Annotated in this window: 16 protein-coding genes and 1 pseudogene; 6 read left to right on the top strand and 11 right to left on the bottom strand. The window is 63.8% G+C overall.

The window, feature by feature from the left end; translation table 11 throughout:
* The first annotated feature begins 23 nt into the window (after positions 1 to 23).
* The 4 genes from ACW9UR_RS23410 (at position 24) to ACW9UR_RS23395 (ending at position 6,783) form a co-directional block, all read left to right on the top strand.
* Positions 24 to 1,823, top strand: a complete 1,800-nt coding sequence (locus ACW9UR_RS23410) for a hypothetical protein (protein ID WP_458919502.1) — start codon at positions 24 to 26, stop codon at positions 1,821 to 1,823.
* 11 nt (positions 1,824 to 1,834) lie between these two features.
* On the top strand, positions 1,835 to 3,100 hold the full coding sequence (locus tag ACW9UR_RS23405) for a HupE/UreJ family protein (RefSeq protein WP_458919501.1): 1,266 nt from the start codon (positions 1,835 to 1,837) through the stop codon (positions 3,098 to 3,100).
* A 591-nt stretch (positions 3,101 to 3,691) separates the two neighbouring features.
* Positions 3,692 to 4,714, top strand: a complete 1,023-nt coding sequence (locus ACW9UR_RS23400; protein WP_458919500.1) for an AraC family transcriptional regulator — start codon at positions 3,692 to 3,694, stop codon at positions 4,712 to 4,714.
* Between the two features lie 146 nt (positions 4,715 to 4,860).
* Positions 4,861 to 6,783: a DUF3604 domain-containing protein gene (locus ACW9UR_RS23395; protein WP_458919499.1), complete on the top strand. Its 1,923-nt coding sequence runs from the start codon at positions 4,861 to 4,863 to the stop codon at positions 6,781 to 6,783.
* Positions 6,784 to 7,016: 233 nt separating this feature from the next.
* Here ACW9UR_RS23395 and ACW9UR_RS23390 read toward each other — a convergent pair.
* From ACW9UR_RS23390 to ACW9UR_RS23340, 11 genes and pseudogenes are all read right to left on the bottom strand, one after another.
* A pseudogene (locus ACW9UR_RS23390) lies at positions 7,017 to 7,650 on the bottom strand (integrase core domain-containing protein); the annotation flags it as partial.
* Between the two features lie 118 nt (positions 7,651 to 7,768).
* Positions 7,769 to 8,425 (bottom strand): hypothetical protein, encoded by a 657-nt coding sequence (locus ACW9UR_RS23385; RefSeq protein WP_458919498.1) that lies wholly within the window; start codon positions 8,423 to 8,425, stop codon positions 7,769 to 7,771.
* A 101-nt stretch (positions 8,426 to 8,526) separates the two neighbouring features.
* A complete protein-coding gene (locus ACW9UR_RS23380; RefSeq protein WP_458919497.1) occupies positions 8,527 to 9,057 on the bottom strand; it encodes a hypothetical protein in 531 nt (176 codons plus the stop codon).
* Between the two features lie 149 nt (positions 9,058 to 9,206).
* The gene (locus ACW9UR_RS23375) at positions 9,207 to 11,831 is read right to left on the bottom strand and encodes a hypothetical protein (protein ID WP_458919496.1); all 2,625 of its coding nucleotides are present in this window, start codon (positions 11,829 to 11,831) and stop codon (positions 9,207 to 9,209) included.
* On the bottom strand, positions 11,832 to 12,356 hold the full coding sequence (locus ACW9UR_RS23370; protein ID WP_458919495.1) for a hypothetical protein: 525 nt from the start codon (positions 12,354 to 12,356) through the stop codon (positions 11,832 to 11,834).
* An 87-nt stretch (positions 12,357 to 12,443) separates the two neighbouring features.
* Positions 12,444 to 12,989: a hypothetical protein gene (locus ACW9UR_RS23365; RefSeq protein ID WP_458919494.1), complete on the bottom strand. Its 546-nt coding sequence runs from the start codon at positions 12,987 to 12,989 to the stop codon at positions 12,444 to 12,446.
* 485 nt (positions 12,990 to 13,474) lie between these two features.
* Positions 13,475 to 13,711: a hypothetical protein gene (locus tag ACW9UR_RS23360; protein WP_458919493.1), complete on the bottom strand. Its 237-nt coding sequence runs from the start codon at positions 13,709 to 13,711 to the stop codon at positions 13,475 to 13,477.
* A 32-nt stretch (positions 13,712 to 13,743) separates the two neighbouring features.
* Positions 13,744 to 14,382, bottom strand: coding sequence for a hypothetical protein (locus ACW9UR_RS23355; protein WP_458919492.1), 639 nt, complete (start codon positions 14,380 to 14,382; stop codon positions 13,744 to 13,746).
* 177 nt (positions 14,383 to 14,559) lie between these two features.
* Entirely contained in the window at positions 14,560 to 17,151 is a 2,592-nt protein-coding gene (locus ACW9UR_RS23350; RefSeq protein WP_458919491.1) for a hypothetical protein, read from the bottom strand.
* A gap of 830 nt (positions 17,152 to 17,981) precedes the next feature.
* The gene (locus ACW9UR_RS23345) at positions 17,982 to 19,568 is read right to left on the bottom strand and encodes a BapA prefix-like domain-containing protein (RefSeq protein WP_458919490.1); all 1,587 of its coding nucleotides are present in this window, start codon (positions 19,566 to 19,568) and stop codon (positions 17,982 to 17,984) included.
* Between the two features lie 239 nt (positions 19,569 to 19,807).
* Positions 19,808 to 21,376, bottom strand: a complete 1,569-nt coding sequence (locus ACW9UR_RS23340; protein ID WP_458919489.1) for a BapA/Bap/LapF family prefix-like domain-containing protein — start codon at positions 21,374 to 21,376, stop codon at positions 19,808 to 19,810.
* Positions 21,377 to 21,670: 294 nt separating this feature from the next.
* On the opposite strand from ACW9UR_RS23340, the gene ACW9UR_RS23335 reads away from it, so the two are divergent.
* The gene (locus tag ACW9UR_RS23335) at positions 21,671 to 23,623 is read left to right on the top strand and encodes a hybrid sensor histidine kinase/response regulator (RefSeq protein WP_458919488.1); all 1,953 of its coding nucleotides are present in this window, start codon (positions 21,671 to 21,673) and stop codon (positions 23,621 to 23,623) included.
* Between the two features lie 138 nt (positions 23,624 to 23,761).
* Positions 23,762 to 24,400, top strand: coding sequence for a response regulator transcription factor (locus tag ACW9UR_RS23330; RefSeq protein ID WP_458919487.1), 639 nt, complete (start codon positions 23,762 to 23,764; stop codon positions 24,398 to 24,400).
* The last annotated feature ends 6 nt before the right edge of the window (positions 24,401 to 24,406 follow it).

The following is a 24,406-nucleotide window of genomic DNA, read 5'->3' as shown; positions in this document are numbered from 1 at the left end:
GGCGAAATCCTTGGGAGGACATCATGGGCAAGATGCTGGGTCAGATCATCCTCGGGCTCATCTGCGGACGGCGCCATGCTGGTACCCCCTGTGGCGGGGTCCGCCGCGCCTTAGTGTCTTCCCCATCGTTGCACGGTCTCGGCATCGCGGCGTTCGTGGCTGCCGCGCTCGGCCCCGCGCCGTCCTCGGCGGACCTGGTTTCCCCTTACGGCGGCGAGACCGCGCCGAATTTCGTGGAGCTTTCGGTTCTGGAAGACCGGGTCCGCGTGGTGCTGGAGATCGAGCCGTCCGACTATCCGCGGTTCGTCGCGGACGGCGACGGGTCGCTTGCGGCGCGCACCGGGCAGACGCTGCAGGTGATGGCGGACGGAGCGGCGCTGGAGCCCCGGACCGTGGCGGTCGACCTCAGACCCCGGAAGGAACGGCGGACCGCGAATTCCGCTTTACCAGCGAGGCCGCGAAGCGCCGAAGTGATCCGCGCCGAGTTGGAGTTCCCGTTCGAGGGGCGTCCTGACGCGATCACCTTCGCGCCGCCGCTTGGACCGGACGGCAGGCCGCTTGCCGCTATAGGGGTGATGGCCGAGCATATGGATGTGCCGGTGACCGACTACCGCTACCTTTCGCAGGTCGAGACCATGCGGCTCGACTGGGACGATCCCTGGTTCACCGCGTTCGACAACAGGAACCTCACGCGGCACCACAAGTCGCCGCTGATGTCCTTCGTGACGGTCGAGCCGCGCGAGGTGCGCCACGAGGTGATCTTCCGGCTCCGCGATCTGGAGCAATGGATCGATCTCGGGCTCGGCGATGCGACAGAGCTGAACGCTGCCGCGATGGCCGACATCGAGGCGCAGGCAGCCGAGTTCTTCAGCAGCAGGAACCCGCTCGCGATCGACGGACGCAAAGCGCTGCCAGCCGCGGCGCGAGTTGCGCAGATACGAGTGGGGGCCGAGGGGCTAAGCATCCTGGAAGACCCCGTGCGGACCGACAGGGCCACCGCGCTTCTGGGGATCGTTCTGTCATATCCGCAGCCTAGACTGGCGCGCGATGTCTCGTTGCGCTGGGACCTGTTCCCCGAGGGGGTCTCGGAGATTCCGGTCACCCTGACCGACCCTGCAGGCGGCGTTCCGGCGCAGATCCGGCGCGACGATCCCTCGGTGACCTGGCGCAACTACCTGACAAGCTGGGAAGAACCGGCGGTGAAGAGCATCACTTTGCCGGCCGGGGCGTCGGCGCGCCTTCCAGCATGGTCTCTCTTGCTCGCGGCAGGTGCGGTGGTCCTGATCGTTGGAGCCGTCCGCAGCTCTGGCGCGCGCCGTGTCGCCGCCACCGCGGGCGCAGGCGTTACCGGCGTGGCCATGGTCCTCTTCTGGTCGCAGACCACCGAGGTCCGGCTGCCCGCCGCGGGCACACCTGACGGGGAAACCGCGCAGGAAGTCATGGCCGGGCTTCTGTCCAACATCGGCACCGCATTGCTCGAAACCGAACAGGACGGGTTCGACACGGCTCTCGCCGGTTTCGTGCCCGCGTACAGCACCGGCCCCGTCGGCGCCGAGATCCGGCGCGGGCTCTCGGTGACGTTGCCCTCCGGCGCGCGAGGCCGCATCGAGAAGATCACCGGGATCGCGATCGAGACGGTGACCGGGATCGAGGGCGGCGGCAGCCAGATCCTTGCGCGCTGGAACGCCGAGGTCAGCGGCGGGCACTGGGGCCACCTGCACCGCCTGCAGGTGAGCTATCGCGGCCTGCTCGACGTGAGCCACGAGGCCGGTGCGTGGCAGCTCGACGGATTGACGGTTCTCGGCGCAGTGCGCGCGCCTTGAAGGAGGGTTCCATGCGCATCCGCTTAACGACCGTTGCGACGCTGCTTCTCGGCATGGTCCTCGCCACGCAGGCGGCGGCGCACTTCAAGTTGAACCTGAACGTGCGGATCCATCACATCGTCCGGCACGACCAAGGCGCGGAAATCTATCTCAGAACGCCCATGTCCTACCTGGTCGCGGACAGGATCGGCGAGACGGCGGACGGCGGCCTTCCGGACCCGGCGCCCTATACCACCAACGGCCTTGAGGACGGCATGCTCATGCACCTCGTCGATCCGGTGGCGTTGAGTGCCGATCCCGAAGGGCTGGGCGCGTTCGCGGCGCAGTCGCTGCAGATCGAGGTGGGCGATGTCGTTCTGCGCACCGAGGTTGTGGCGGTGCGCGTTCATCCGCTCGGGATCGAACCGGGCTTCGCGACCCGCGAGGAAGCCGAGAGCGCCCTTTCCGCCGGACCGGCCTTCCCCAGAACCGCGCCCGAGACCTATGTCGGGGACGCGCTGGCCGACGTCCACTTGCGGATCCGGACAAACGCGCCTTTCGATCGGTACGCGATCTCCAACTCCGGCAATCCGGGGCTGCCGGGACAGGACGAGACGGCGAACCTGATCCTCGACTATGGAAGCGGCCCGGTGCGCACCTATCGTGCGACTGGCCTGATGGCGACGCCTGTCGAGGTCTCGCCCTCGGCCTCAGCGGCAGCCGCGACTTTCGTGATCGAGGGGATCCGGCACATCCTTGAGGGCTTCGACCACGTGCTCTTCGTGATCTGCATGATCCTCGGCGCCGCCACGCTGCGCAGCCTGCTGGCGCGGGTGACGGGCTTCACTATCGGCCACACGGTCACTCTTATCCTCGGCTTCGACGGAATCGCGCCGCAAGGGGCGTGGTTCATCCCGGCGGTCGAAACCCTTATCGCGGTCTCCATCATACTCACTGCCGCCGAAGCGGTGCTGCACCCCGAAACCGGCCGCAGCGCGATCTTCCGTGCCGCCGGCATCACCGGGCTGATCGGCCTGCTTCACGGGTTCGGGTTCTCGTTCATGCTGCAGAACATCCTGCGGGTGGACGCCCCGAACGTCTGGCAGAGCCTGCTGGCCTTCAACATCGGCGTCGAGGTCGGCCAGTTGATGATCGTCGCCGTCGCCTGGCCGGTCGTCGTCTACCTTCGCGCGCGTCCCGGCCCGACATGGAAAATCGCGTCCATCGGCACGGCCGGGCTCGCGGCATTCATCGCCACCGGCTGGGTGATCGAGCGTGTCGGCGGGGTCTGGGCGTAGCGTCTTCGCAGAAAGGGTGCACCGCTGTCTATCGTGGCGCGCAACCAGCCGATGTTGACGGCGTCGCCCTCCTGGGCCCACGTTTTTCGGCGGTTCAGGCTTTCCCTGAGAGGGACGTCGTCCAATTCGAACTCCGCCAGAATCTCCATAGGCGGGGGGTTCGCTTTACTAAGGCTTTTCAGCTCCGCCAACTGCGCGCGCCCCATCCCACCGAAACGCTTTCGAAAGTTGCAGCATGCCGCATCGCGGATACCGATACCGCGCTAGGCAGATGCCACCACATTTCCAACCGTCAGTTTCAGGTCGACCTCGCGCAGCGGCTTGAGCACGTCTTCATCCGAGTGAAGCGACCTCGCCATGCTCAATCAACTCCCACGGCCAATGTATTGGCCTGGTTCCGGTGGCAGTGCGGCAAGCCTATCCGTCCCCGCTGAGAGGAAGAACAGGCTAGGAACATGCCGATACGCGCCTTGATCTGGGACAATTTCTGAACAGCAAGGCCCAGCTAGGATCAACATGAACCGTACTCGCATCAGGCCAAAGACCTGAAGAACGGTCGCAGGGCTCTGGGAGGGGTGCGATGTGATTCCGATGACCACGATCAGGGGCTGGGGCCCGTTGCCCGCTCTGGTGCGGGACATGGCCGGCGAGCGGGCCCTGAGTGCCATCCTGAAGCGACACGACCTTCCGGCGTCAGTGATGGGGATGCCACACCGCCGCGTACCGCTTGCCAAGATGGTGCGTGTATTCGCAGCGGCGGCCGATGTTCTTGGGGACGAGAGGTTCGGTGCCACGGTCGGCGATCGGACCCAGCCGGAAAGCTATGGCTCATGGTCGGTCTACGCCTATTGCGCGCCGACCCTTGGCGAGGGTCTTCAGCGCGTCTGCCGAACGATCTGGGCGCATGAGACCGGCAGCAGTATGCTGCTCTCCGAGCGTCGGGCACATGTGGTCTGGTGCTATTCGACCGGTCTCGCGGATCACGAGAACGTCCGCCAATTCACCGACCACCTGTTCGGCTCGATGATCGCGTTCATCCGCAGTTTCCTCGGCGCGGATTGGCAGCCCGCCTGGATCGAACTGGACTATCCGCGTCCGCCAGGGCCGGATCGGCCCCACGAACCGCTGGACGTTCCGGTTTTCCACGACATGCCCTGCGCAGGTATCGCGATCCCCAAGGCAGCGCTTTCGGCGGAACACATCCCGGGCACGGCCCTGCCGCGCCCGCTGACGATGGTGGATCTGCTCAAGCTCAGACCGCGCGGACATGTCGACCCGCTGGAGCATTATCTCGAGGCGGTGGACCTGTGTCTCGTGGATGGCCGGACGGACATCGACAGCACAGCAGGACTGCTGGATCAGGGGCCGCGAACCCTTCAGCGTCGCCTGCGCAAACATGGGGTCGGCTTCCGGGACCTTCTGCGGATTGCCCGACGACGGCGCGCAGCGGCGCTGCTGGTCGAAACGGATCAACCGGTCAAGGCAATCGCCGCGCAGCTGGGCTACGGATCGCCGGAGAACTTCACCCGCGCGTTTCGGGACTGGTTCGACGTCAGCCCGTCCGAGTTCAAGCGTGCGCAACGACAACAGTATCGGGCGGCCCCACCTGCCTGAACGACGGCGCGGCAGCGGTTTGTCGCGAAATGACAGGTTCGATTTCTTGGCGGGCTCTGTCCGCCTTGTACACTTGGACCGACCGGGTGAGGCGCCCTCCGGCGTGTCGGCCGACATCGAAGAGGATGCATCTGATGGAGGACAGGATGTCCACAGCCACTTCCAAACTCACCCGATCGCAGGCGATCTTGTTCTCCGGCACCGCTCTGCTGGCGTTGATGGCGACAGGCGCCGGGGCCTTCGATGGCGCGATCTCCGAGGAAAGCATGGCAGGCGACGAGACCTATTCGCCCTTCGTCGGCCGGTCCTACCCCGACCAGGTTCTGTTCGGCGACCTGCATTTCCATACGGAAATCTCCTTCGACGCGGGACTGATCGGCACGTCGCTCAACATGCATGATGCCTTCCGCGTCGCGCGCGGCGAGCGGATCATCTCCAACACCGGTCAGCCGGTGCAATTGATCCGTCCCCTCGATTTTCTCGCGATCACCGAACATGCCGAGATGCTGGGGCTCGCGACCGCGATGCGAACCTCCGATCCGCGCCTGCTAGCCGATGACTGGGGGCGTCAGACCTACGAGTTGTTCAACTCCGGCCAGGAGGGGCGGATGGCCGCCTTCGCCGACATCATCAACGTCGGCACCGTCCAGGGGCGCGATCCGCTTGAAGGGACCGATCTGGACGGGGACATCTGGCTCGACATCGTCGAGACGGTGGACGCCTACAACGATCCCGGCGCGTTCACGTCGCTGGCGGGGTTCGAGTGGACCTTCACCCCCCAGGGCGACAACCTGCACCGAGTGGTAATTTTCGGCGACGGCGCGGACAAGACATCGCAGACCCGGCCGTTCACCTTCTTCGAGGGCTCCGATCCCGAGCTTCTGTGGGACTACCTGGCGAAATACGAGGCCGAGACCGGTGGCCAGGTGATCGCCGTGCCGCACAATGCAAACACCTCGAACGGCCTGATGTTCGCACCGACCAAGTTCGACGGCTCACCGATGGACGCCGACTACGCGACCAAGCGCGCCCGGTGGGAGCCGATGCACGAGATGACGCAGATCAAGGGCGACGAGGAAACGCATCCGCTGCTGTCACCCGACGACGAGTTCGCCGATTTCGAGACATGGGACGTGAGCAATCTCGCCGGGACCGCGCCCAAGACGCCGGACATGCTCGAGTACGAATACGCCCGCTCCGCGCTGAAGGTCGGGCTGGAAGTCGAGCGTGAGATCGGCGTGAACCCGTTCAAGTTCGGCTTCTACGGAACGACCGACACCCACACGGCGATCCCCACCACCCGCGAGGACAACTATTTCGGCAAGTACCAGCACACCGAACCCTCGCCGAACCGGCACAACGGCGAGGTCATTCCCGCCGACGATCCCGCCCTGCGGATCCTGACAGCGCAGGAGTCCGCCGCCGGCCTTACCGCCGTCTGGGCGCGCGAGAACACCCGCGACGAAGTCTACGGCGCGATCACCCGCAAGGAGGCCTACGCAACGACCGGCTCTCGCATCCGGGTCCGGGTCTTCGGCGGCTGGGAGTTCGAAGCGGACGACCTCGGCGCGCCCGATTTCGTCGCGAACGGCTATCGCAATGGCGTGCCCATGGGCGGCGACCTTGCGAACGCGCCCGACGGCAGCGCGCCGCGTTTCCTGATCCGGGCGCTGCGCGATCCGGACGGGGCGAACCTCGACCGGGTCCAGATCATCAAGGGCTGGATCGACGATGCCGGCGAAACGCATGAGCACGTTTATGACGTCGTGGTCTCCGGAGATCGGGTCATCGGCGAGGACGGCCGCGCACGGGAGCCGGTCGGATCGACTGTCGACATCGAGAATGCGACATACAGCAACACAATCGGCGCTGCGGCCCTCGCCGGCCACTGGCAGGACCCCGAATTCGATCCAGCCGAGGATGCTTTCTACTATGTGCGGGTGCTCGAGATCCCCAAACCGCGCTGGACGACCCACGATGCCGCCTTCTACGGCGTCCCACTTCCCGACAGCGTCCCGGCCGAGGTCCAGGACCGCGCCTACACCTCGCCGATCTGGTACAAACCCTGAGTTGCGTGGCTCGGGGCTACGGGTTTCGGTCGAAACACGGTGGCAAACATCGCCGTGGCTGGTGGAAAGAATGCCAGTATCGACCGTTTCGCTAGCATCGCCGGACAAAGCCTTCTCGACGAAACGAAAACTCGTACCACGCGCTGGAAGCGGTTGGTCTCAAGATCGAAAGCGAAGTTGCACTATTCATGACGCAAGCTGACCTGCCCCAATGAGGTGGTCCGACTTCAGTCTTAGTGCATTGCGGGTCTGGGAGCTACGGTCGGGGTGGCCGGCGAAGCGGCTCCGGATGGCGGAGCCGGCCATTGCGTGACCTCGGGAGTTGGCGGCCGATCGCCCAGGGATGACTGCGGGCGCTTCGTGTTGTCTTGCTTGCGCCAGTCCTCGATGACGGTCCGTGCCTCGGCCAGGCTGTGAGAGATCCCGCCGTTAGGCAGCTCATACCTGCGCTTCGCATTGAAGCTCTGGCGGTAGCCGTTCTGCCAAAGGCCTGTCCGGCTCGATACAGGCCGTCTTGGCGCCGACCGCGGCGACCCGTTCTCTCACGGCCGTGACCACGAACTCCGGGCCGTTTTCGGACCTGATGCGGTCTCGGGCACCCTGCGGGATGAGCTGATCCGACAGCACGTCGATCACGTCCGTGGATTTCAACTGCCGATCAATGCGGATCGCCAGGCACTCCCGGGTGAACTCGTCGATCAGGTTGATCGGGCGGCCGCTCCTTCCGTCATGGGTCCGGCTCTCGACGAAGTCTTAGGACCATACATGGTCAGGTCGCTCCGGTCGCAGGCGGACGAACGATCCGTCGTGGAGCCAAAGCCGGCCGCGCTTACTCTGCTTTGATGGAGCCTCCCGCCCCTCACGCCTCCGCTGGCCCTCGTCCTCGGACTGACGGCTCGCAGCTCGACCCGCTTGTGGTTGAGCTCTTGGACGCCTTGACGATCAGGCTACATAGCCGCCGCACCGGGTAGAAGGATTAGGCGGATCATTCGTAGTCAGGACAATAGTAGGCCCCGCCTCCGCACTGGGCTTCGCACAGCGCGTTGGGCAGTACCATTTCGTCGAGCTGGTCGTAGGGGAAATCATTGCGACTCATACGGATGTGGCGCAGGTATGTGAATGGCGTGCCATCCTGGACGCCTTCAGCGCTCAACCGACCCACGATTGCTGTGGGACTGACGCCGACGAGATCGAGGCGCATCGGGATGCCGTCTTCGGAGTGGGTTGGTGCGGTCCAACGGGGCAACCGCTGGCTGCTGCATCCGGCTTCGACGTAAACCAGTTCCGCGAGGTTGGCTCCGGTCGATGATGGCGCGGACGTCCATTCGGGGTCTTCATCAGCAACACCAACGAGATCGGCGTTGAGTTCGCGCTCCGGGTGCTGAATGACGAGGTCCTCACCCATCTGGAAGACCGTCGCCGGCTGCATGCCTGCCGGCGGTATCCCGTTGGTGCCGTAGCTGGTTGTAAGCACGCCGGGTCCCGCCTCGACCTCGTACTCGCCAACCCAGAACCCGTCACCGATCTCACCGCTCATATTGCAGATATCAATGATGTAAGCGAGGCAGTCCGCCCGTGCCGGCGTCGCCGAGAGAAGTGCGGCTGTTATCGCGCCAATGAATAATCTCGAAAAATCATACATCTCACTATCCTCCCGAGCGTGAGCGTAGCAGAACGGCGGCAATAGCGCTTCAGAGTAAGAGAATTATTCGCATCCAGCGCCGATTGGCGCTCTTCCGGTCATCAACTGTATGACCGCGCTTTCATCACCTTGCAGTTCCAATGGGGAACAAGGTCCAGAGCAACAGCACGTGCAAGTGAGTTCGCATTTTCAATCGTCAGAGCGTCGATATAGGCGACATGGCACGTATTGCCCGGGCTGATCTTCGCTACGACGAGCATCTGTTTTTCCGGCAAGTCGGCCGCAGAGCGGTCGATGTAGTACCTAAGGATAGACGCTACGGGTTCTCCATCCTTCGAAATCCACTCTATCTTGGCCCCAATACGATTGGTGCCGAGCACCGACTGCGTCCACACGAACTCTTCTTCTGGACGCTCACCATATGAGACGAACGTTTTGTGGTCGCCGACGCCAATGAGAACTTTGGTATCGTCAAGACCACTGCAATGGAATGTGGGGCCAAACGCCGCTTCCCGACCTGGCGTGCACTTGGCCAGATCGGTATCCGAGTAGGTAAATACGTGAGACTGCGCCCAGGCTGCCTCGCAAGTGAGCGCCAAAATCAGCACGAAAATTCGAGGCATACAGCCCATTGCGCCATTCCTTCTCTCCAATCTTGACGAGGGTCTCGAAGTTGCGGGAGACGATTTACTTCCATCAACTCGTCATCGGCGAACGCATCCGGCATTTCGTGCGTCAGCCTACCCAAAAACCCAAGCGGGCCTCGTGGCCCGACGCGCAGTTACCTGCACGTCACGGGTGTCCGGAACATGGCCTCGACCTCGACTTCCTGGCCGTTTGGGCCAGCCAGGGTTCCCCGGAATGTGCCCTCGATCAGGGGTGAGGATGCTTCATTCAACTGGCGGACGATGCTCAGGGTGCCGGGGCCCTCGAACACTTGCGGGAACTTGACGCCGACCCGCGTACTCGCCTTCGGCGGTCCGTCCCACAAAACCTTGGCGAGCGGGAAGGTTCCCGTCGCACCCGGAGGAATGACCGACGCTGTCTCGAAACCGATCTTTCGCCAGGTATCATCGGACGCTTCCCCCTTTCGGTATCCCACCGAAAGCGGCCCGCCTACGGGGCACCCGCCCGTGATCGTCGCACCGTCCTGACCGGTGAGAATGTGCCGAAAATCGTAGTCGCCCTGCACGTGGTACGCCACGCCATACGCCCGGTCAGGCAATTTCCTTATAGAAGGATCATCGTCCGCCACAACGCGAGTGTTATCGGGGACGGCCGTGGCAACGTCTTGTACCTCTGGCTCGGTTTCGGATTCCAGCGGCTTCGCCGGTAAAGGCTCCGGCCCTTCATCGTTATCGGAACTATCCTCCGCTTGCGGATCAGATTTTTGAACCGGAGAAGGCTTGGGTGTGGGCGGAGCCGGCTTAGGCGTGGGCCTCGGCTCCGGACGGAAGGCGATCCGATCGGCATTCACACAATCCGCCGCCGGCATATACGTAACTTGGCCGCGAAACTCACTTATCGGCAGGCTGAACCGGACCGACACATCCATGTTCGCGGGGCCGGTGAGCGGGTGGTTGTACCGCGTCGTATCGCGCCTCGCCGCGGCCATTCGGACCGCGCCTGCAATCCAGTGCGGGGTCAGTCGTTCGATCGTGAGGGTGCCAGCCTGCGTGTCATATTGCTGCTCATAACCTTCAACCATCGGATTGCGCTCGCCCAATTCGAAACCCGTGAGGAAGCGGTTGGGATGGCTTTCCGGATTGAGGTCGGTACCGTCGATCCCAATGGTGCTGAAGAGCGGGTACTCTCCCGCGCCCAGAGGCCCTTCGTTATCGATCATCACGAAGGCCTTGTCCCAGGTGTCGCGGCTGTGGAAATAGAGCCGGAGGCTGCACGGGTTCTCGAGCCCGACAACCGTTGAGCTGTCGCGAGAAACCAGGAAAGCTGACCGCACGCCGAAATCAAGCTGGATCGGCGAGTCTATATCCGCATTCGATATCGCGCTTCGACCGACCCGTGCAGCATGATGCAGGTAGGCATATTCCGTATATAGCGTCACTTCGAGAGTGAACGTTCGCTTCCTGTATTGGGTAGGGTCTGCACCAACATTTGCCACCCGGATGAAGTAGGTGTGTTCTACATCCGGCGAAGTCGAATCCCCGAGTTTGTCGAGAAAGAAATGGTTCGGCATCCCGATCGCGCCGGTCCCGACAGTATCGTACCGCTCGCCGTCGACGATCAGATGAAGCCCGTCATCCGGATCGACCAGACGTATCTCCAAAGCGGTGTTCGACAAGCCGAGGACGGGCAGGGAATAAGCCCAGGCGGCCAGATGATCGACCTCTCCGGTGAGTGTCAGCGTGCTGTTCTGCGGCCTGGTATCAGCTGCAAAGACCTCTTCGTGATGTCGGTTGTGAACCGTCTTGTAGAGCGACGGGTCGTTGCCGATCTTGGCGATGTAGGCCGGGAAGGCTTCATAAAGACCTTCGTCGACCACGCTGCGCAACCCGCTGTCGGCCCATGCAACGCCATCGCTTTCACCTTGGTTCTTGCTGAGACCGAGCAAAACGTCATGAAAAACCGCGATCCCGTCGGGAAGCGACCTGCCGTACTCTTCCGCGACGAACAGCCAGAAGGGATAGTTGACGTAATCGGGTAGCCCGCCGTCCGAATACCGCTCCCCCATGAATGCGACCGGAAGGCTCTCCGGCGCATCGAGAGGCGTGTCGAGATAGGGAAGCCCGGAACTGTTCGGGCCGCTGACATCGTCCAAAGCGCTTTCGACTGCGGTCGCCATACCTTCGGTTACCCAGTTACGGCTCGGGCTCCCGTGTCCGATGACACCCGGATAAGAGTTCTGAACGGCATGAAACAACTCGTGGATCGGGAGACCCAGAAGTTCGGTTGTAGGGACGCTGAACTCCTGCCCGCCATCGACCGAGAGTTCCTCGCCGAAGGCAAAGAACTTGTCATAAGCAAGGGTGAGCAGTCGGTCGGCATACCAGTAGCCGCCAGCATCGCAGGAAACGCCAAGCTGGCCATCGACAACGTCCTCGTAGCAGATGTCATTCGACCAAAAGTGCGCCGTGTAAGGCGGCGGCAGGTTCGGCGCACGAAACCCAAGGCGCTCGAGGGCAGTACTTGCTTCGTTCAACGTGGCGATCGCGGCTTTTACGCCCGGATCGTCCAGGTCACACTCACCGCCCTGAGCAATTCCTTCGTAGCAAGCAGCCGTCCATCCCGACGGATCCCATCGCTCAGCCGCAGGCGCGATGCCGGGCAGCAGGCCTTGCGAAGTGAGAAGAACGACGAGCAGCGATGCGATCCATCGAGCAAACGGAACGGATAGAAGTGTTCTCAACCAGAACGCCGCGAGAAAAGGTCGAAGACCAACGCCCATCTATCGCACCTGCAGGAGCGTATCGAACCTGCCCGAAACCTCCTTGCAGTCGGCGAGGTCAGGCTCGCCGTAGAGTTCCTGAACGAGGCAGATCTTGCCTGAAAAAGCCCCCGCGGCCTGTCCGGTCTCTTCACCGAGTTCCAGGCTTTCGAGGGTCATGGTCGCCTCGCCCGGCACTTGGTGGCTGGTATAGAAAGGCTTGCTCATGCCCTGAGGCATGAAGTTGATCTCCACCCCGGTTATGCTTTTCCCGGGGTCGTAGCCATTGAACCAGCTACCCGAAACAGCAAGTACATCGGACGTCGTGAAGCGCGGTTCGGGATGCCCCTGAAGGCTGAGGGTGGGCAAACGCTCCGGACCGCTGAACGACGCCGACATTGCCGTGCGCTCACCTCGCGTGACGCTGATAATGTGCCATTCCCGCTCTTCGCCGTCGAAACTGGCCGTCATGCCGCCGATCTCCTCGGCGGAGAGCATGGCTGGCAAGGCAAGGCTCAATGCCATCGCGGTGACGTGTATCTTCATTCGGTTATCCCCATTGGCGGTCCGAGTTCGAGTACCCGGTTCGTGAAAATTGTCCACCGGTGACCGAGGCGGCCTTTGGCCAGCAAGTCAATCGTCGGCATCGATGTGCACGATCGTCTCGATCTTGCCCGATGCGGGTAGGCAGGACGCTTCATCCGGATCGTCGTAAGGCCCCTCGGAATGGCAGAGCGTGGCCGTGAACTGCCCCGTCAACGCCCCTTCGGTGTCGGAAGCTTCTTGGAAGCTGTAGTCCATGTCGATATCTCGCGCCTCCCATCGCGGATCGGCGACACTGCCAAGAAGCCGGACGATGGTGATATCCGTGGGCCGGCTGTAGTCCGGCGTCTCGTCCGGATCGAGGGCCCGCGAGAAGACAATCGAGATCGCGAAACGCTCCCGCACCGCCGAATCCGCCGGATATGCCGTGATCTCGATTTCATCTACCAGGTTCCGCTTCCTGAGGCGCGCCGAGTGCCGAAGCTTACCTCGAACCTCCCGTAATTGCGTGACCCACTCTGATGACTCGCCGCCGAACTGCAGCGATAGATGACCGAGCGGTTCAGTTGCGGGAAGCTGCGTGGGATACACTGAAAGCAGCAGGGCAATATTCAGGCAAACGGCACAATAGCGCATTGGGGACCCGCCGAAAAAGTGAGGCAGTGCTTATTCTGATAGAGGGTACACGCACGCAGCGAAGCAACAAAGTGCGGACTGTCACTCGATCCTTGCTGCCCATTCCGCGCCTCCCTTCTGTGAGAGAACACGTCTGTTTGAACCCGGCATCCCTGGGGTCCCTTGGGAGGCGCTGATGGTACTATCAGCGCTCACTCGTGTTGTTCGCTTCGTGGGGAAGTCAAAGACAAACAGCTTCGGCGACCGCGAGAGTGATGACAGTCGAAGAGATCCGGGCAGAGATAGCCGAACGTGCTTTGCAGTCGGTGTCGCTTGCGTAGGGTCAGACCGTCGCGCAAGGCGGAGAGATCCGCGCGCAGAAAATCGCTAGAAAGGCGGAGGACAGTAAGCGGCTAAGCCTTAGTTCCCGTGGATCAACGTACGGCTTGCCCTTCTTCAGCCCGTCGCACGCCAACGTCACGGAACCCACCGGGCGTCGTAGGACGCTATTTCTTCATCGCGCTTGCGACCGCGATGGCCACGGCGGCGGCGATGAAACCTCCTGTGAAAAGGACGTGCACCCCTTCGATCAGGAAGTGCTCGACCAGAAGCGCCACCCCGAACAGGATCATGAAGATCCAGACCGCAGCCGAGCCGTCAAACTCTTCCTCTTCAGACCCGCCTTCGGTCGTTTCAGGCCGGGAGTAGTTTCCGCCCGGCGGCTCGCCTCCTGGTACATACATGTAATCAGTTCCTCTCTACCGGCTGGATGCGATCAATCCCCAGCGACGAATACCTCGATCCTGTAGCCATCATCTTCAGCCTTCTCGAGGATCAGCCGATACTGACCGATAATGGTTTCGAGGAACTCTTCCTTGGTGTAGGCAAGCGTGCCGTCCCGCAGCTGAAGTTCCCGCCAGGCATAGGGGATCCCGGCAAGGCAGGTCTCGCCTAGGCAGAGGATGCTGTCCGTGGCGGATACATCGAGCACCGGGGCGGCCGAGCTTGGTTCCGTGTGAAGGGAGCCCTCATCAGCCAGCATAACCAGATACGGCTCCAGGGTGTCGTCCACGATCCAAGTATAGAACGGATAGCGCAACTGCCCCCGTTCAAGAACGGTGGCGCCCAGGGCTGTGGTCATTTCAAGCGCATCGGCGAAACGCGCGAAAGGCTCCGTACCGGGATCGCGCCAAAGCTCGAGAAAACCGGCGTGGCCGTCTCCCATGCCAAAGCTCACAACCGCCTCGTCGCTGATCCGGGCAAGGAGTGCGGCCTCGTCTCCTTTCCGCGCGGCGGCGATGATCTCGGCTATCGCCTTCTCTGCCGCAGCAGGAACAGGGTCTGGTTTTGTTTGAGTGAAGGATCCGTGTGAGCCGGTCCGGACACTCCTGCTCGGGTCGTCGGCCGCGTTCAAGGCTGATGCCAAGAGGCCGGAAGCCACGAGAGCGACTGACAGGCAAGTGCTATTCATCAGGCGTATAGATACCTTTCGCACGGCATCAATAAGGCACGCAGCAGATTAATAGAGCAATGTAATGCCTTCCCCGGCCTTCTGAGCGACCTGTGCTCGGAACCGGCCGGCCAACAGGGGTCAGTCCTTGTAGTAGCTTTCCACCAGCTCGCAGCCGGCGCGGCCCGCCCATGCGCGCGCGGTGGATAAATCGGCGACAAGGGAGGGGACGCCCTGGCTGCTTCTTCCGATTTCGCTTTTCCTTTCTTGAGCGCGGGCTATCACTCTGTAGTAATCGGACCCGACCGCGTAGGGCGGAGCTGATCCGGCACCATCGAGCGCCGTGAGTGCATCGCGCGCACGCGCAGTCAGACCGGATACAAGCATCACCTTAAAGGCGGTTACCTCGGTCAACTCTGCCGGGTTCACGCCACTGCGACAGGGCGCCCAGTTCACCTCCTGCATTTTCACGATGCCCTTGTCCTCGCAGTTCGGAAGTTCCTCTTCGTACTCCTGGACGAGGTTGTAGGGATTGCACTGGGAACTCACCACGCCGTCAGCGACGGCGAGGTAGAGGCTGTGCGGTCCCCGCTTTCGCTCGGGCGCAGACCTGGGTGCCGAGGAAGAGGTAGCCGTAGAGGAGGACGCAGACCGGGACGAGCCGGAACTGCTTGAAGAGCCGCCTTTGCGCGGGGACGACGAGGCGCTCGGTTCGGTGCGTTGGATTCCGTAGTAAGCCTGCTCGCTCCTCGACATGAACTCGCGGTATTCCTTGCTGGTCGGATCCAGCATCGGATCGTACCAAGACAGATCCCGCGGGCTCCACGCCAGTTCATCCCGCCAGGCTTGGCGCTGGCGTTCGTCGAGGATCGCTTCGCGGCGTCGGTTCTCGGCGCGAAGCCGCTCCGCGCGCTCGTAGGCGCGCCGCTGTTCGCGCGCAGCGGTCATGTCGTTCAGCAAAACGTTGCGGCTGTTCAGAACGAGGGTCCATCTGGCCTTCTGCTGCCTATACGCCTCGCGTGCCGGGGCGATCTTGGAACTGATGGTCTGCGCAAGGCCATCGAGCCGCTTGATCGCATCCCCCTTGGTCTCTTCCGGCCACCGGTCCCAGAGTTCGTCGAGAATGCCACGAAGCTCTGCGAGAAGCTGCTTAAGCTCAGCCGTTTCCGCCTCGATCCCCGCCGCGGCGGCATTGAGACAGGACCCCATTTCCTTGTGTCTGCCATCGAAAGCGTCGAACGCGGCGCGACTGTCCTCTTGTGGTAGCGGGGGCGTCTCGCCGCAGTCGGGGATGGTCACAGACGCAGTCTCGATGCCGCGGATGATCGTGTCTATACGCCGCTCGACCGCGTAGAGCCGCTCTTGCTCTTCGATCTCCTCGGCGCTCGGACCTTTCGGCTCAGGGGCGGTCGGCGCGGGATCCTCGGCGGTGGCCGACAGCACCTTGCCGCCGGACCCGTCGAAGATCTCCTGTCGCCAGACCAGCGCACTTCCGACAATCGCGAGCAGGGCCAGGGCAGCCACAAGGCCCATCGGCGACAAACCACGCTCCTTCTCGACGCGCAGCGCGGCTCTGCGCGGCTGCGGAACAGGCTTCGTGGGGGCGTTCTTTCTTCGGGGCGAAGGGCCCCGGCTTTGCGCCGCCTTCGCCGCAGCCGGCGGGGCTGAGACAGTAGCTGAGTGCTCCTTCCGGTACTCCACCTGCAGATCCCGCAAACGCGCCTCGAGCTCAGCCACCTGCGCCTGCCGGGTTGCGAGCATATAGGGAAGCCGGCGGGTCCAGCCGGTGACCGTCGCGCCCTTCAGATCCTCCAGGATCCTGTCAGCCTGACGCGCGAGGGCCTCCCGTGCCTCCTGCTCGCGAAACAGGAACATGTCGTCCAGCGCGAATTCCCCGTCGTCCACGCACCGGGCGATTTCGTTCTTCGAGACGGCTTTGGTCAGGGCAAGCGGGACCAGGGCCGACGGAATGGGGTAGACCACCATACCCGGCCCCGGCATGGGTGTGCAGCGATCCAGCGCGGCGTCGATAGCGGGGGTCTCTTGCCTCAGACGGTCACGGATCTTGTCGATCGAGGATCTTTCCGCCCGCTCGCGGTCCGCTGCCGTCGCAAGGGCCGATAAGACCTCGAATGCGCCCCGCTGGTGGGCGATGCGCTTAGCCATGCCGAAGGGGGTGAGACCCCGGCCTTCCGGGTCATCCGCGAGCAGTACCTCGAGGATGCGGGTCAACCCCGGAACTTCGGCACGCGTCGGTCCGGCCCATTCCGGTTCGGTCGCCCGATGGAGCGCTTCGCCGGTTTCGTGAGCTGTCACCGTCGCCTCGCTTGCCGGCTCCTGCTCCTCGACGTCATCGCCTGCGATCAGCCGCCGGATAAGCGGATCCAACGCCGTAATGTCACTCCGACCGTACCCCAGGAGACCGAGGTTGCGGCGAACCATGCGACGGTGGTCTGCCGGGTCGTCACCAGCGAGACCACGCGTCTTCTCGACTTCGCTTGCGATCGTTTCCGCAGGGATCGGCGATCCCGTGTCCGCAGCAGGCAAAGACAACCAGGCATCGATCTCTTGCCCGGCTTCGGCGACCAAGCTCTCCATCATATGCACGGGCATCATACGGCTCTCGATCACCGCGCGATACGCGGCAACGATCTCGTGCTTGAGCGACGTGCTGTTCTCAACCTTGCGGTGTTCATTTTGAGCAAGAAGCGTGGCGAGGACCGGATCAGTCATGACGCCTGATCTCTCGGCAAGCTGATATGCGGGGCAAGGTCATGAAAGCGATACTCGGGGCAGTGAAAATTCTGAGGCCGATGAGGGACATGCAAATTACGAGGCCAATGGGCAGATGTACTGACGCACCTAAAGGTGGAATAGGGCATGTCTGTGGCGCAGATCGCGCCAGCGCGTGGTCTTGGGCACACACTTGCAAAAGCTTTGGGTGTCAGCTTTGGGCCGGTAGTGATCGGACTTAGGAAGGCCGGAGAGCAGTCAATTGCCGGGGCGCGAAGGCAACCCCGGCTTACTGCGGAAGCGGACATTCAGTTGGGTATGTTGATTGGTACTGCCAAACCGACGCAACGGACCGAGACCGCCCATTCGCTGCGGGTACGAGGCCCCGAGCATACTTGGCAGACCAGGCTCTAATCACTCCAAATGGCGACGCTCGTCCTCTGCCGCAAGGGACGCCAGCGCTCGCGCGGTTTCGACGTGGCCCTCACGAGCAGCGACAATGGCGCTTTCCATAGCCCAGCTGGCAAGCGGCGAGCGCAGGACCAAACTTGCCCTGACACAGCGTCCTTCGACCGACCGGCGTCCGTATCGGGGTCGGGTCGGAAGAGGCAGGTTACGGGGGGGTTGGTGGTGCATCATAACCTGCCTCTCGCCCGGGATCGCCTGGGGGGTTTCCGGCAATCCTAGCGCATTGCGAAGAGGGGTACTCCGGTCTGCGCATTTCTCAGTACCTCGGTGTGCCGAGGCACAGTTTCGTGTGGGTAGATCCCGCGCCCTACTGTGGGCAGGTGCCGGGCAACCCTGGATCGCCCGGCACCGTCACCCGGCGATCAAGCCTCGTCGCTGCCCGAGCCGCCAAGCGGATCTAGACCGCCCAGCAGGTTGCCGCCGCCAAGATCTCCGAGCAGATCGCCGCCGAGGCCACCGCCCCCCAGCAACCCGCCTTCGCCCAATACGCCGTCCAGCGGCGAGCCGTCTCCGCCCAGCAGTCCGCCCGCAAGGCCGTCTTCGCCCAGCAGTGCATCGACCGGGCTTTCACCGTCACCGAGCAGTGTCTCGACCAGGCCGCCCTCGCCCAAGAGGCCCTCCACCGGGCTTTCTTCAGCCAGAAGCCCGTCTTCGCCGAGCAGTCCATCAAGCAGCCCGTCGCCCGAGGCGTTGCCGTCGCTTTCGCCGAACAGACCGGTTCCGGTCAACTCGCCTACCAGTCCGTCGGCGCCGGTGATATCCGAGAGGCTGCCATCGTTCCCGGCAAGTTCGCCGGCCAGTCCGTCAGAGCCTGTCACTTCGCCCAGAGCGCCGCCGTTGCCGGTGAGATCGCCCAGCAGCCCGCCATCGCCGACCAGCCCATCCAGCAGACCGGTGTCAGGATCAACCGAGCCGTCGCCCAGCAGCGGCTGCCCAAGCAGGGAGTCTCCAAGCTCACCAAGCGGCGTGTCCTCGCCAATCAATTCGCCCATCAGGCCATCCGAACCAGTGACGTCACCGAGCAGACCGGAATTGCCGGTCAGATCGCCGAGAAGGCCTTCGTCGCCAACCAGCGGGTCGAGGAACCCCTGCTCGGTCGCATCGCCCGGATCGGTGCCATCGGTCGGGTCCGTGCCATCAGTTGGGTCGGTACCGTCTGTGGGATCGGTGCCGTATGTGGGATCGGTGCCGTCGGTCGGGTCAGTGCCATCCGTGGGATCAGTTCCGTCGGTAGGGTCAGTGCCGTCGGTAGGGTCAGTTCCATCCGTTGGATCGGTACCGTCTGTCGGATCGGTGCCGTCCGTGGGATCAGTTCCGTCTGTCGGATCGGTGCCATCGGTCGGGTCCGTGCCATCCGTCGGGTCGGTACCGTCTGTCGGATCGGTGCCGTCCGTGGGATCGGTGCCATCGGTCGGGTCAGTACCGTCCGTGGGATCAGTTCCATCAGTCGGATCGGTACCGACTGTCGGATCGGTGCCGTCCGTGGGATCAGTTCCGTCGGTCGGATCGGTGCCATCAGTCGGATCTGTGCCGTCCGTTGGGTCTGTGCCATCCGTCGGATCGGTTCCATCCGTGGGATCGGTACTGTCGGTCGGGTCGGCCCCTTCGTCCTTCTTGCCGTCATCGTCATCGTTCGCGGCCAGAGCTGCGAGGCCCAGAATGCCGGCGCCCGCCGCAATGGCAATTGCCTCTTCGCTGAAAGCGCCGCCCATGCCGGCGACATCACCTTCGCCATCCTCGCCGCCGACCTCGGTGCCATCCCCCAGGATCAGGCTGTGCAGAGAGCCACCTTCCGCCGGAAGGTAATAGTCCTGAACAAGGATGCTGTCGCCGTTTGTAAGCGAAACGATCAGGTTGTCGCCGTCCCGCGTGTAGCGAACGATCTCGTCCCGCGTCGCACCGATGCGTACGCCGATCTCGCTTCCTGCCTGGATAGTCGTCTGTGCCATCTTCCCCTACTCCTGGTCGAGGCGGCCCGTGCCGCGCAATGTGGTTCCCGAAAGGATGCATCTATCTTTCGTATGCATACTTTCAGCCGGAGGCAGTACTTGTCAATCAGAAAACGCTTTGGACGAGAGTGAGATGCGATGTCTTTCCGGGCGCAGCGGTCGAGAATGGTCGCGCGCTGGCCGTGCCACCGCATTTTGCAGCCGCACCCAGACTTTTGTCTGGGTGCCGCTGGGCTTCCTCAGGCCAGATCCGTGTCCGACACCCCGATGTCGGACAGCAGTCCATCCCCACCGGTCAGGCCCGACAACTGGTCCACGAGTCCCGGCACACCCGTCGCTCCGCCCAGCAGGCCGGACGCGAGTCCGCCGTCACCCAGAACAGACCCCTGCAGGTCATCCAGAAGGCCCCCGGCGAGACCGCCCTCGCCCCCGTCGCCCAGCAGCCCTGCTCCGGTCAGCTCGCCGATCAACCCGTCTTCGCCGGTCACATCGCCAAGCAGGCCACCGTCGCCAAGGATGTCGCCGGCCAATCCGTCGGATCCGGTCACGTAGCCAAGGTCGCCCGAGTTCCCCGTCAGGTCGCCTAGCAATCCGCCGTCCGCGATCACCGGGTCCAGCAAGCCGTCTTCGGCCCCAAGCCCGGACAGAAGTTGCTCGCCTACCGGTGCCACCGCCTCGGTTACGCCCTCAAGCAGCGCGTTGTCGGTCAGCGTCTCGGCCAACGGCAGCGCGTCGGTCACGCCCTCGACAAGATCCTGCGCGGTATTGAGCAGCCCTGCGACCGGCCCCGCGTCGCCAAGCAGGCTGTCGGTCAGCTCCTCGTTGCTGCCGAGCAGAGCACCCAAGGCACCGGTTTCCCCGACCACGCTGCCAAGCAGACCATCTTCCCCGCCGGGCAGGCCGCCCAGACCGTCATCGAGAACATCGCCGCCCAGACCGACCTGGCCCAACAGGTCGTCGGAAAGACTTTCAACGCCATCCAGCGCGGACAGAAGGTCCCCGGCCGGGCTTCCCTCTCCGGCAATGCCGTCAACCAGCGCCGAAAGCGGGTCCGAGGCATCCGTGGCATCGCCCAGCAGCCCGGTTCCCGCGACAGAGCCGAGCAGCCCTTCGCTACCGAGCAGTCCGGCCGCTAGCCCGTCGTCGCCTACGATCTGGCCGACCAAACCCTCGGAGCCGGTGACCCCGCCGAGAAGCCCTTCGTTTCCGGTCACCTCGCCCAGAACGCCGCCATCGGCGAGAACCGGATCCAGCAACCCGGCGTCCGCCTCAGGCTCGGCACTGGGATCGGTCGGGTCCGTGGGCTCAGTCGGGTCGGTCGGGTCGGTCGGGTCAGTGACCGACGTGGGATCCGTCGGATCGGCAGGCTCCTCGGGGTCGACGGGGTCCGTTGGATCCGCCGGCCCGTCCGGGTCGGTCGGATCGGTTGCATCCGTCGGCTCCTCGGCATCCCCGTCGTCGTCATCATCGTCGTCGTCGTCATTGGAAAGCGCCAGCCCCGCGCCCAGTATCCCCGCGGCACCAAGCCCGGCAATCGCCTCGGGCGGGATCATCCCGACGCCCAGACCAGCCTCGGCGTCGGTGTCCACCACACCCTCGACGCCGCTGAACGTGCCGTCCGCGAACATCAGGCGGTGCGCGGCATCGCCTTCTGCGGCGGTGTAGAAATCGCGAACCATGATCTGGTCCCCGCTCTTGAGCTCGACGACAAGGTCATCGCCGGCCTTGAGGTAGCGGCTGACGTCGCCGCCCCTTGCTCCGATGGTAACATCGACGGGCGCGCCCGCTTCAATCGTGGTCGTGGCCATGGTTATCCCCAAGGTTGTCCGCTCGCCCATGCGGGGCAGGCGGCAGCTTCAATCTTTAGTATGCATACTGGTGACATACTTTCGTATTTGCCGCAATACCTGAGATTATACTCCCGAAGCATTCCCGATCCGCATCGCCCGCCGGGCCTTGCGTCAGCGCACGGCTCGGGCCACAACTGTAAGGTCTCCAGCCGGAACGACCGGCCTTGCCCCGGCCGTGACAAGAGCCACCTGATCACGGAGCTGCAATTGACTGATCATCCAGAGAAATTTGCGCTACAGGAGTCGGGTTCCGTGACGGAAGGCGTGTCCCCCGAAGCCGACCAGCGGCAGCCCCAATCGGCGGGGTCCCGCCCCCTGCTACAGGCCATCGCGAGGATGATCGCCACCGACCGCCGGGCCGTCTTGCTTGCAACCGCACAGGGTGAAGTGCTGCTTGCCAATGCTCCGGCCAACCGGCTCGGCCTTGTCGATTCGCCGTTGCAGGATCGACTCCCCTGGGTTGAACTTTGTTCCCGCGCCCGCCGAGCCGGCAGCGTCCCGGCAACGGTGACGCTTGACGGGGCCGAGCTTGAGGGCGAGGTCGTCCAGCTGCCGCTGGGCGCGACCGAAAGCTACCTTCTCCGCCTGTCCGAGAACGACCACGAGGCGGCGTGGCTGCGCAATCGCACCCGAACGGCAACGCTGATGCGGGTTGCCCATGACCTGCGCACACCGATCCAATCGCTGATCGCCACCGCCGAGGGTCTGTTGACGCGCGAGGCCGGTGCCGATCCGACCAAGGACCGCGCCCGAATGGCCCGCGCCGCCGAGGTGGCGCTCGACCATATCAGCAACGTCCTGGCCGTGATCCGCGGCGAACAGGACGTGACCGGCCTGATCCCCGACGAGGATTTCTCGCTGACCGAAGAGCTTCGCGGCATCCTCGCGCTGGTCGAGCCCATTGCCCAGTCGCGCGGGGCTGAGGTTACATTGCATCTGGACCCGCCGCAGGAGCTTTGGGTCCACGGTCCCGTGCGCTTCGCCCGCGCGCTGATCCAGAACATGATCGACAATTCGATCAAGTACGGCGGCAAGGCTATCGACATTCACCTGTCCCACGCGCCCGCGCCCGAGGATCCGAACAGCATGCGGATCACACTTGAGGTTCGCGACCAGGGCGGTGGCCTGCCTCCCGAGCAGAGGACGCGGCTGCGCCGGGCATTGGGGGGTGACACCACTGCCGCTGCTGCGCCGGCAGAAGATGACCGCTCCGCCGTACCCTCGGCTGGGCTGAACGTTCTGGCGCATGCGCTGCGACAGCTCGGCGGCAGGCTGGAGGTGCTGGACCGAGGCGTGGACGGTGCCCCGCTGAATGATGCGACGTCACCTGTCACCGGGACCATCCTGCGTGCCACGTTCGCGCTTCCCGGCGCATCGCCCGCAGTGGCCGAGGCCCTGCCCGCCGGCGATACGGATGAACTCTCGGGTCTGTCGCTGCTGATCGTCGAAGACAGCCCGTCGAGCCGCGATTGGCTGGTGCACGTACTGTCGCGCGCCGGGGCGGAGGTCAGCGCTGCCGGAAACGGGCGCGAAGCGCTGGCTCTGATCCGGCGGCTCGAAGAAGACGGGCGACTCGACCTCGTTCTCACCGACATGACCTTGCCCCACATGACCGGGGTCGAACTTGCCGCACGGATCCGCTCGGAAGCGCAGACGCGGCCGGGTGCGTGGCAAGGTCCCGTGCTGGGACTGACGGCACATGTCGGTCCCGAAATCCGCGCAGCGTGCAAGGCGGCAGGCGTGATCCGGGTACTTGAAAAGCCGATCCGCCCCGCAGCGTTGCGCGATGCGATCCTCTCGGCCGTGCCGGACCGGAGCACGGCGGTTGAGGCCTCCGCCACGAACCAGCCCATCCGGAGCACGGAAACCTTCGGGGATAGCGGCCTCATCTCGATTGCAACAGTGTCGGATCTTATCGAGCAGCTTGGCGCGGATGGCACACGTGGCTTCATGCGCCGCGCCCTGGCTGAAGCCCGCGCGGTCGCCGACCGCCTGCGCGCCGACGGGCCTGCCCCTGACACCGGACGTCAGCTTCATGCCGCGACCGGGGCCTGCGGCCTGACCGGATTGACAGCTGTCGAGCGGTGCCTGCGGGCACTCGAGGTCGCGGTCGAGGCATCGGACGTGTCCCTTGACCCGCTGCGCCAGAAGCTGGATGACGCGCTGGACAGCACCGGCGAAGCCATCGATCGGGTCGGCTCCTGAGGCTGAAAAAGCGCGACGTGTAGCGTGGCACTTGCGGCACACCTAAACTTATGTATACATACTTACTGTCCCGCGCCGGCTCTCCCCCTGCCGCGCCCGCCGCGCGGAACTGGCGCACCAATGGCGAAACCGGACCAAATGACCAAGAACAACACAGACAAGATCAGGGTTCTCGTCGCTGACGATCACGCGATGGTTCTCGAGATGTTCGAGCATTTCCTGACCAACCTGCCCGATGTCGAGGCTGCCACCGCACCTGACCTCAGCACTGCACTTGAGAAGATCGACGCGGATGGCGCCTACGATCTGGTGCTGGTGGACCTGGACATGCCCGGCATGAACGGCGTCGCCGGCTTGGGCAAGGCGCTTGAGCACAACAAGGGAAAGCCGGTGGGTCTGCTGACCAGCAACCCCTCGCCAAACGTGGTCTCGGAGGTGCTGTCGCTGGGCGGCGCGGGCGTGGTGCTGAAAACCGCGTCGCTGAAGAACCTCGTCAACGAGATCCGGTTCATGGCCGCGGGCAGCCGTTACGTCCCGGTCGAACTGATCGAACAGCAACGCATCCGCAGCCGCGATACCGGCAACTCGCCGCTCTCCCCGCGCGAGATGACCGTACTGGAACTGCTGGCCGAGGGCCGACCCAACCGCGAAATCGGGGATGGGCTCGGGCTGGCGGAAGCGACAGTGAAGATGCACGTCAAGTCGATCTGCACCAAACTGGGCGCGAGCAACCGGACCCAGGCGGTGATCGTTGCGCGCGACATGAAGCTGATCTGACCGCCG

The organism is Halovulum sp. GXIMD14794, from assembly GCF_054457455.1.
The sequence above is the reverse complement of the archived record's forward strand: the minus strand, read 5'-3'. Positions and strand labels throughout refer to the sequence as shown.

Coding starts and splice junctions, on each gene's coding strand:
- ACW9UR_RS23410 (WP_458919502.1), top strand. CDS start 24: ATGGGCAAGATGCTGGGTCAGATCATCCTCGGGCTCATCTGCGGACGG.
- ACW9UR_RS23405 (WP_458919501.1), top strand. CDS start 1,835: ATGCGCATCCGCTTAACGACCGTTGCGACGCTGCTTCTCGGCATGGTC.
- ACW9UR_RS23400 (WP_458919500.1), top strand. CDS start 3,692: ATGACCACGATCAGGGGCTGGGGCCCGTTGCCCGCTCTGGTGCGGGAC.
- ACW9UR_RS23395 (WP_458919499.1), top strand. CDS start 4,861: ATGTCCACAGCCACTTCCAAACTCACCCGATCGCAGGCGATCTTGTTC.
- ACW9UR_RS23385 (WP_458919498.1), bottom strand. CDS start 8,425: ATGTATGATTTTTCGAGATTATTCATTGGCGCGATAACAGCCGCACTT.
- ACW9UR_RS23380 (WP_458919497.1), bottom strand. CDS start 9,057: ATGGGCTGTATGCCTCGAATTTTCGTGCTGATTTTGGCGCTCACTTGC.
- ACW9UR_RS23375 (WP_458919496.1), bottom strand. CDS start 11,831: ATGGGCGTTGGTCTTCGACCTTTTCTCGCGGCGTTCTGGTTGAGAACA.
- ACW9UR_RS23370 (WP_458919495.1), bottom strand. CDS start 12,356: ATGAAGATACACGTCACCGCGATGGCATTGAGCCTTGCCTTGCCAGCC.
- ACW9UR_RS23365 (WP_458919494.1), bottom strand. CDS start 12,989: ATGCGCTATTGTGCCGTTTGCCTGAATATTGCCCTGCTGCTTTCAGTG.
- ACW9UR_RS23360 (WP_458919493.1), bottom strand. CDS start 13,711: ATGTATGTACCAGGAGGCGAGCCGCCGGGCGGAAACTACTCCCGGCCT.
- ACW9UR_RS23350 (WP_458919491.1), bottom strand. CDS start 17,151: ATGACTGATCCGGTCCTCGCCACGCTTCTTGCTCAAAATGAACACCGC.
- ACW9UR_RS23345 (WP_458919490.1), bottom strand. CDS start 19,568: ATGGCACAGACGACTATCCAGGCAGGAAGCGAGATCGGCGTACGCATC.
- ACW9UR_RS23340 (WP_458919489.1), bottom strand. CDS start 21,376: ATGGCCACGACCACGATTGAAGCGGGCGCGCCCGTCGATGTTACCATC.
- ACW9UR_RS23330 (WP_458919487.1), top strand. CDS start 23,762: ATGACCAAGAACAACACAGACAAGATCAGGGTTCTCGTCGCTGACGAT.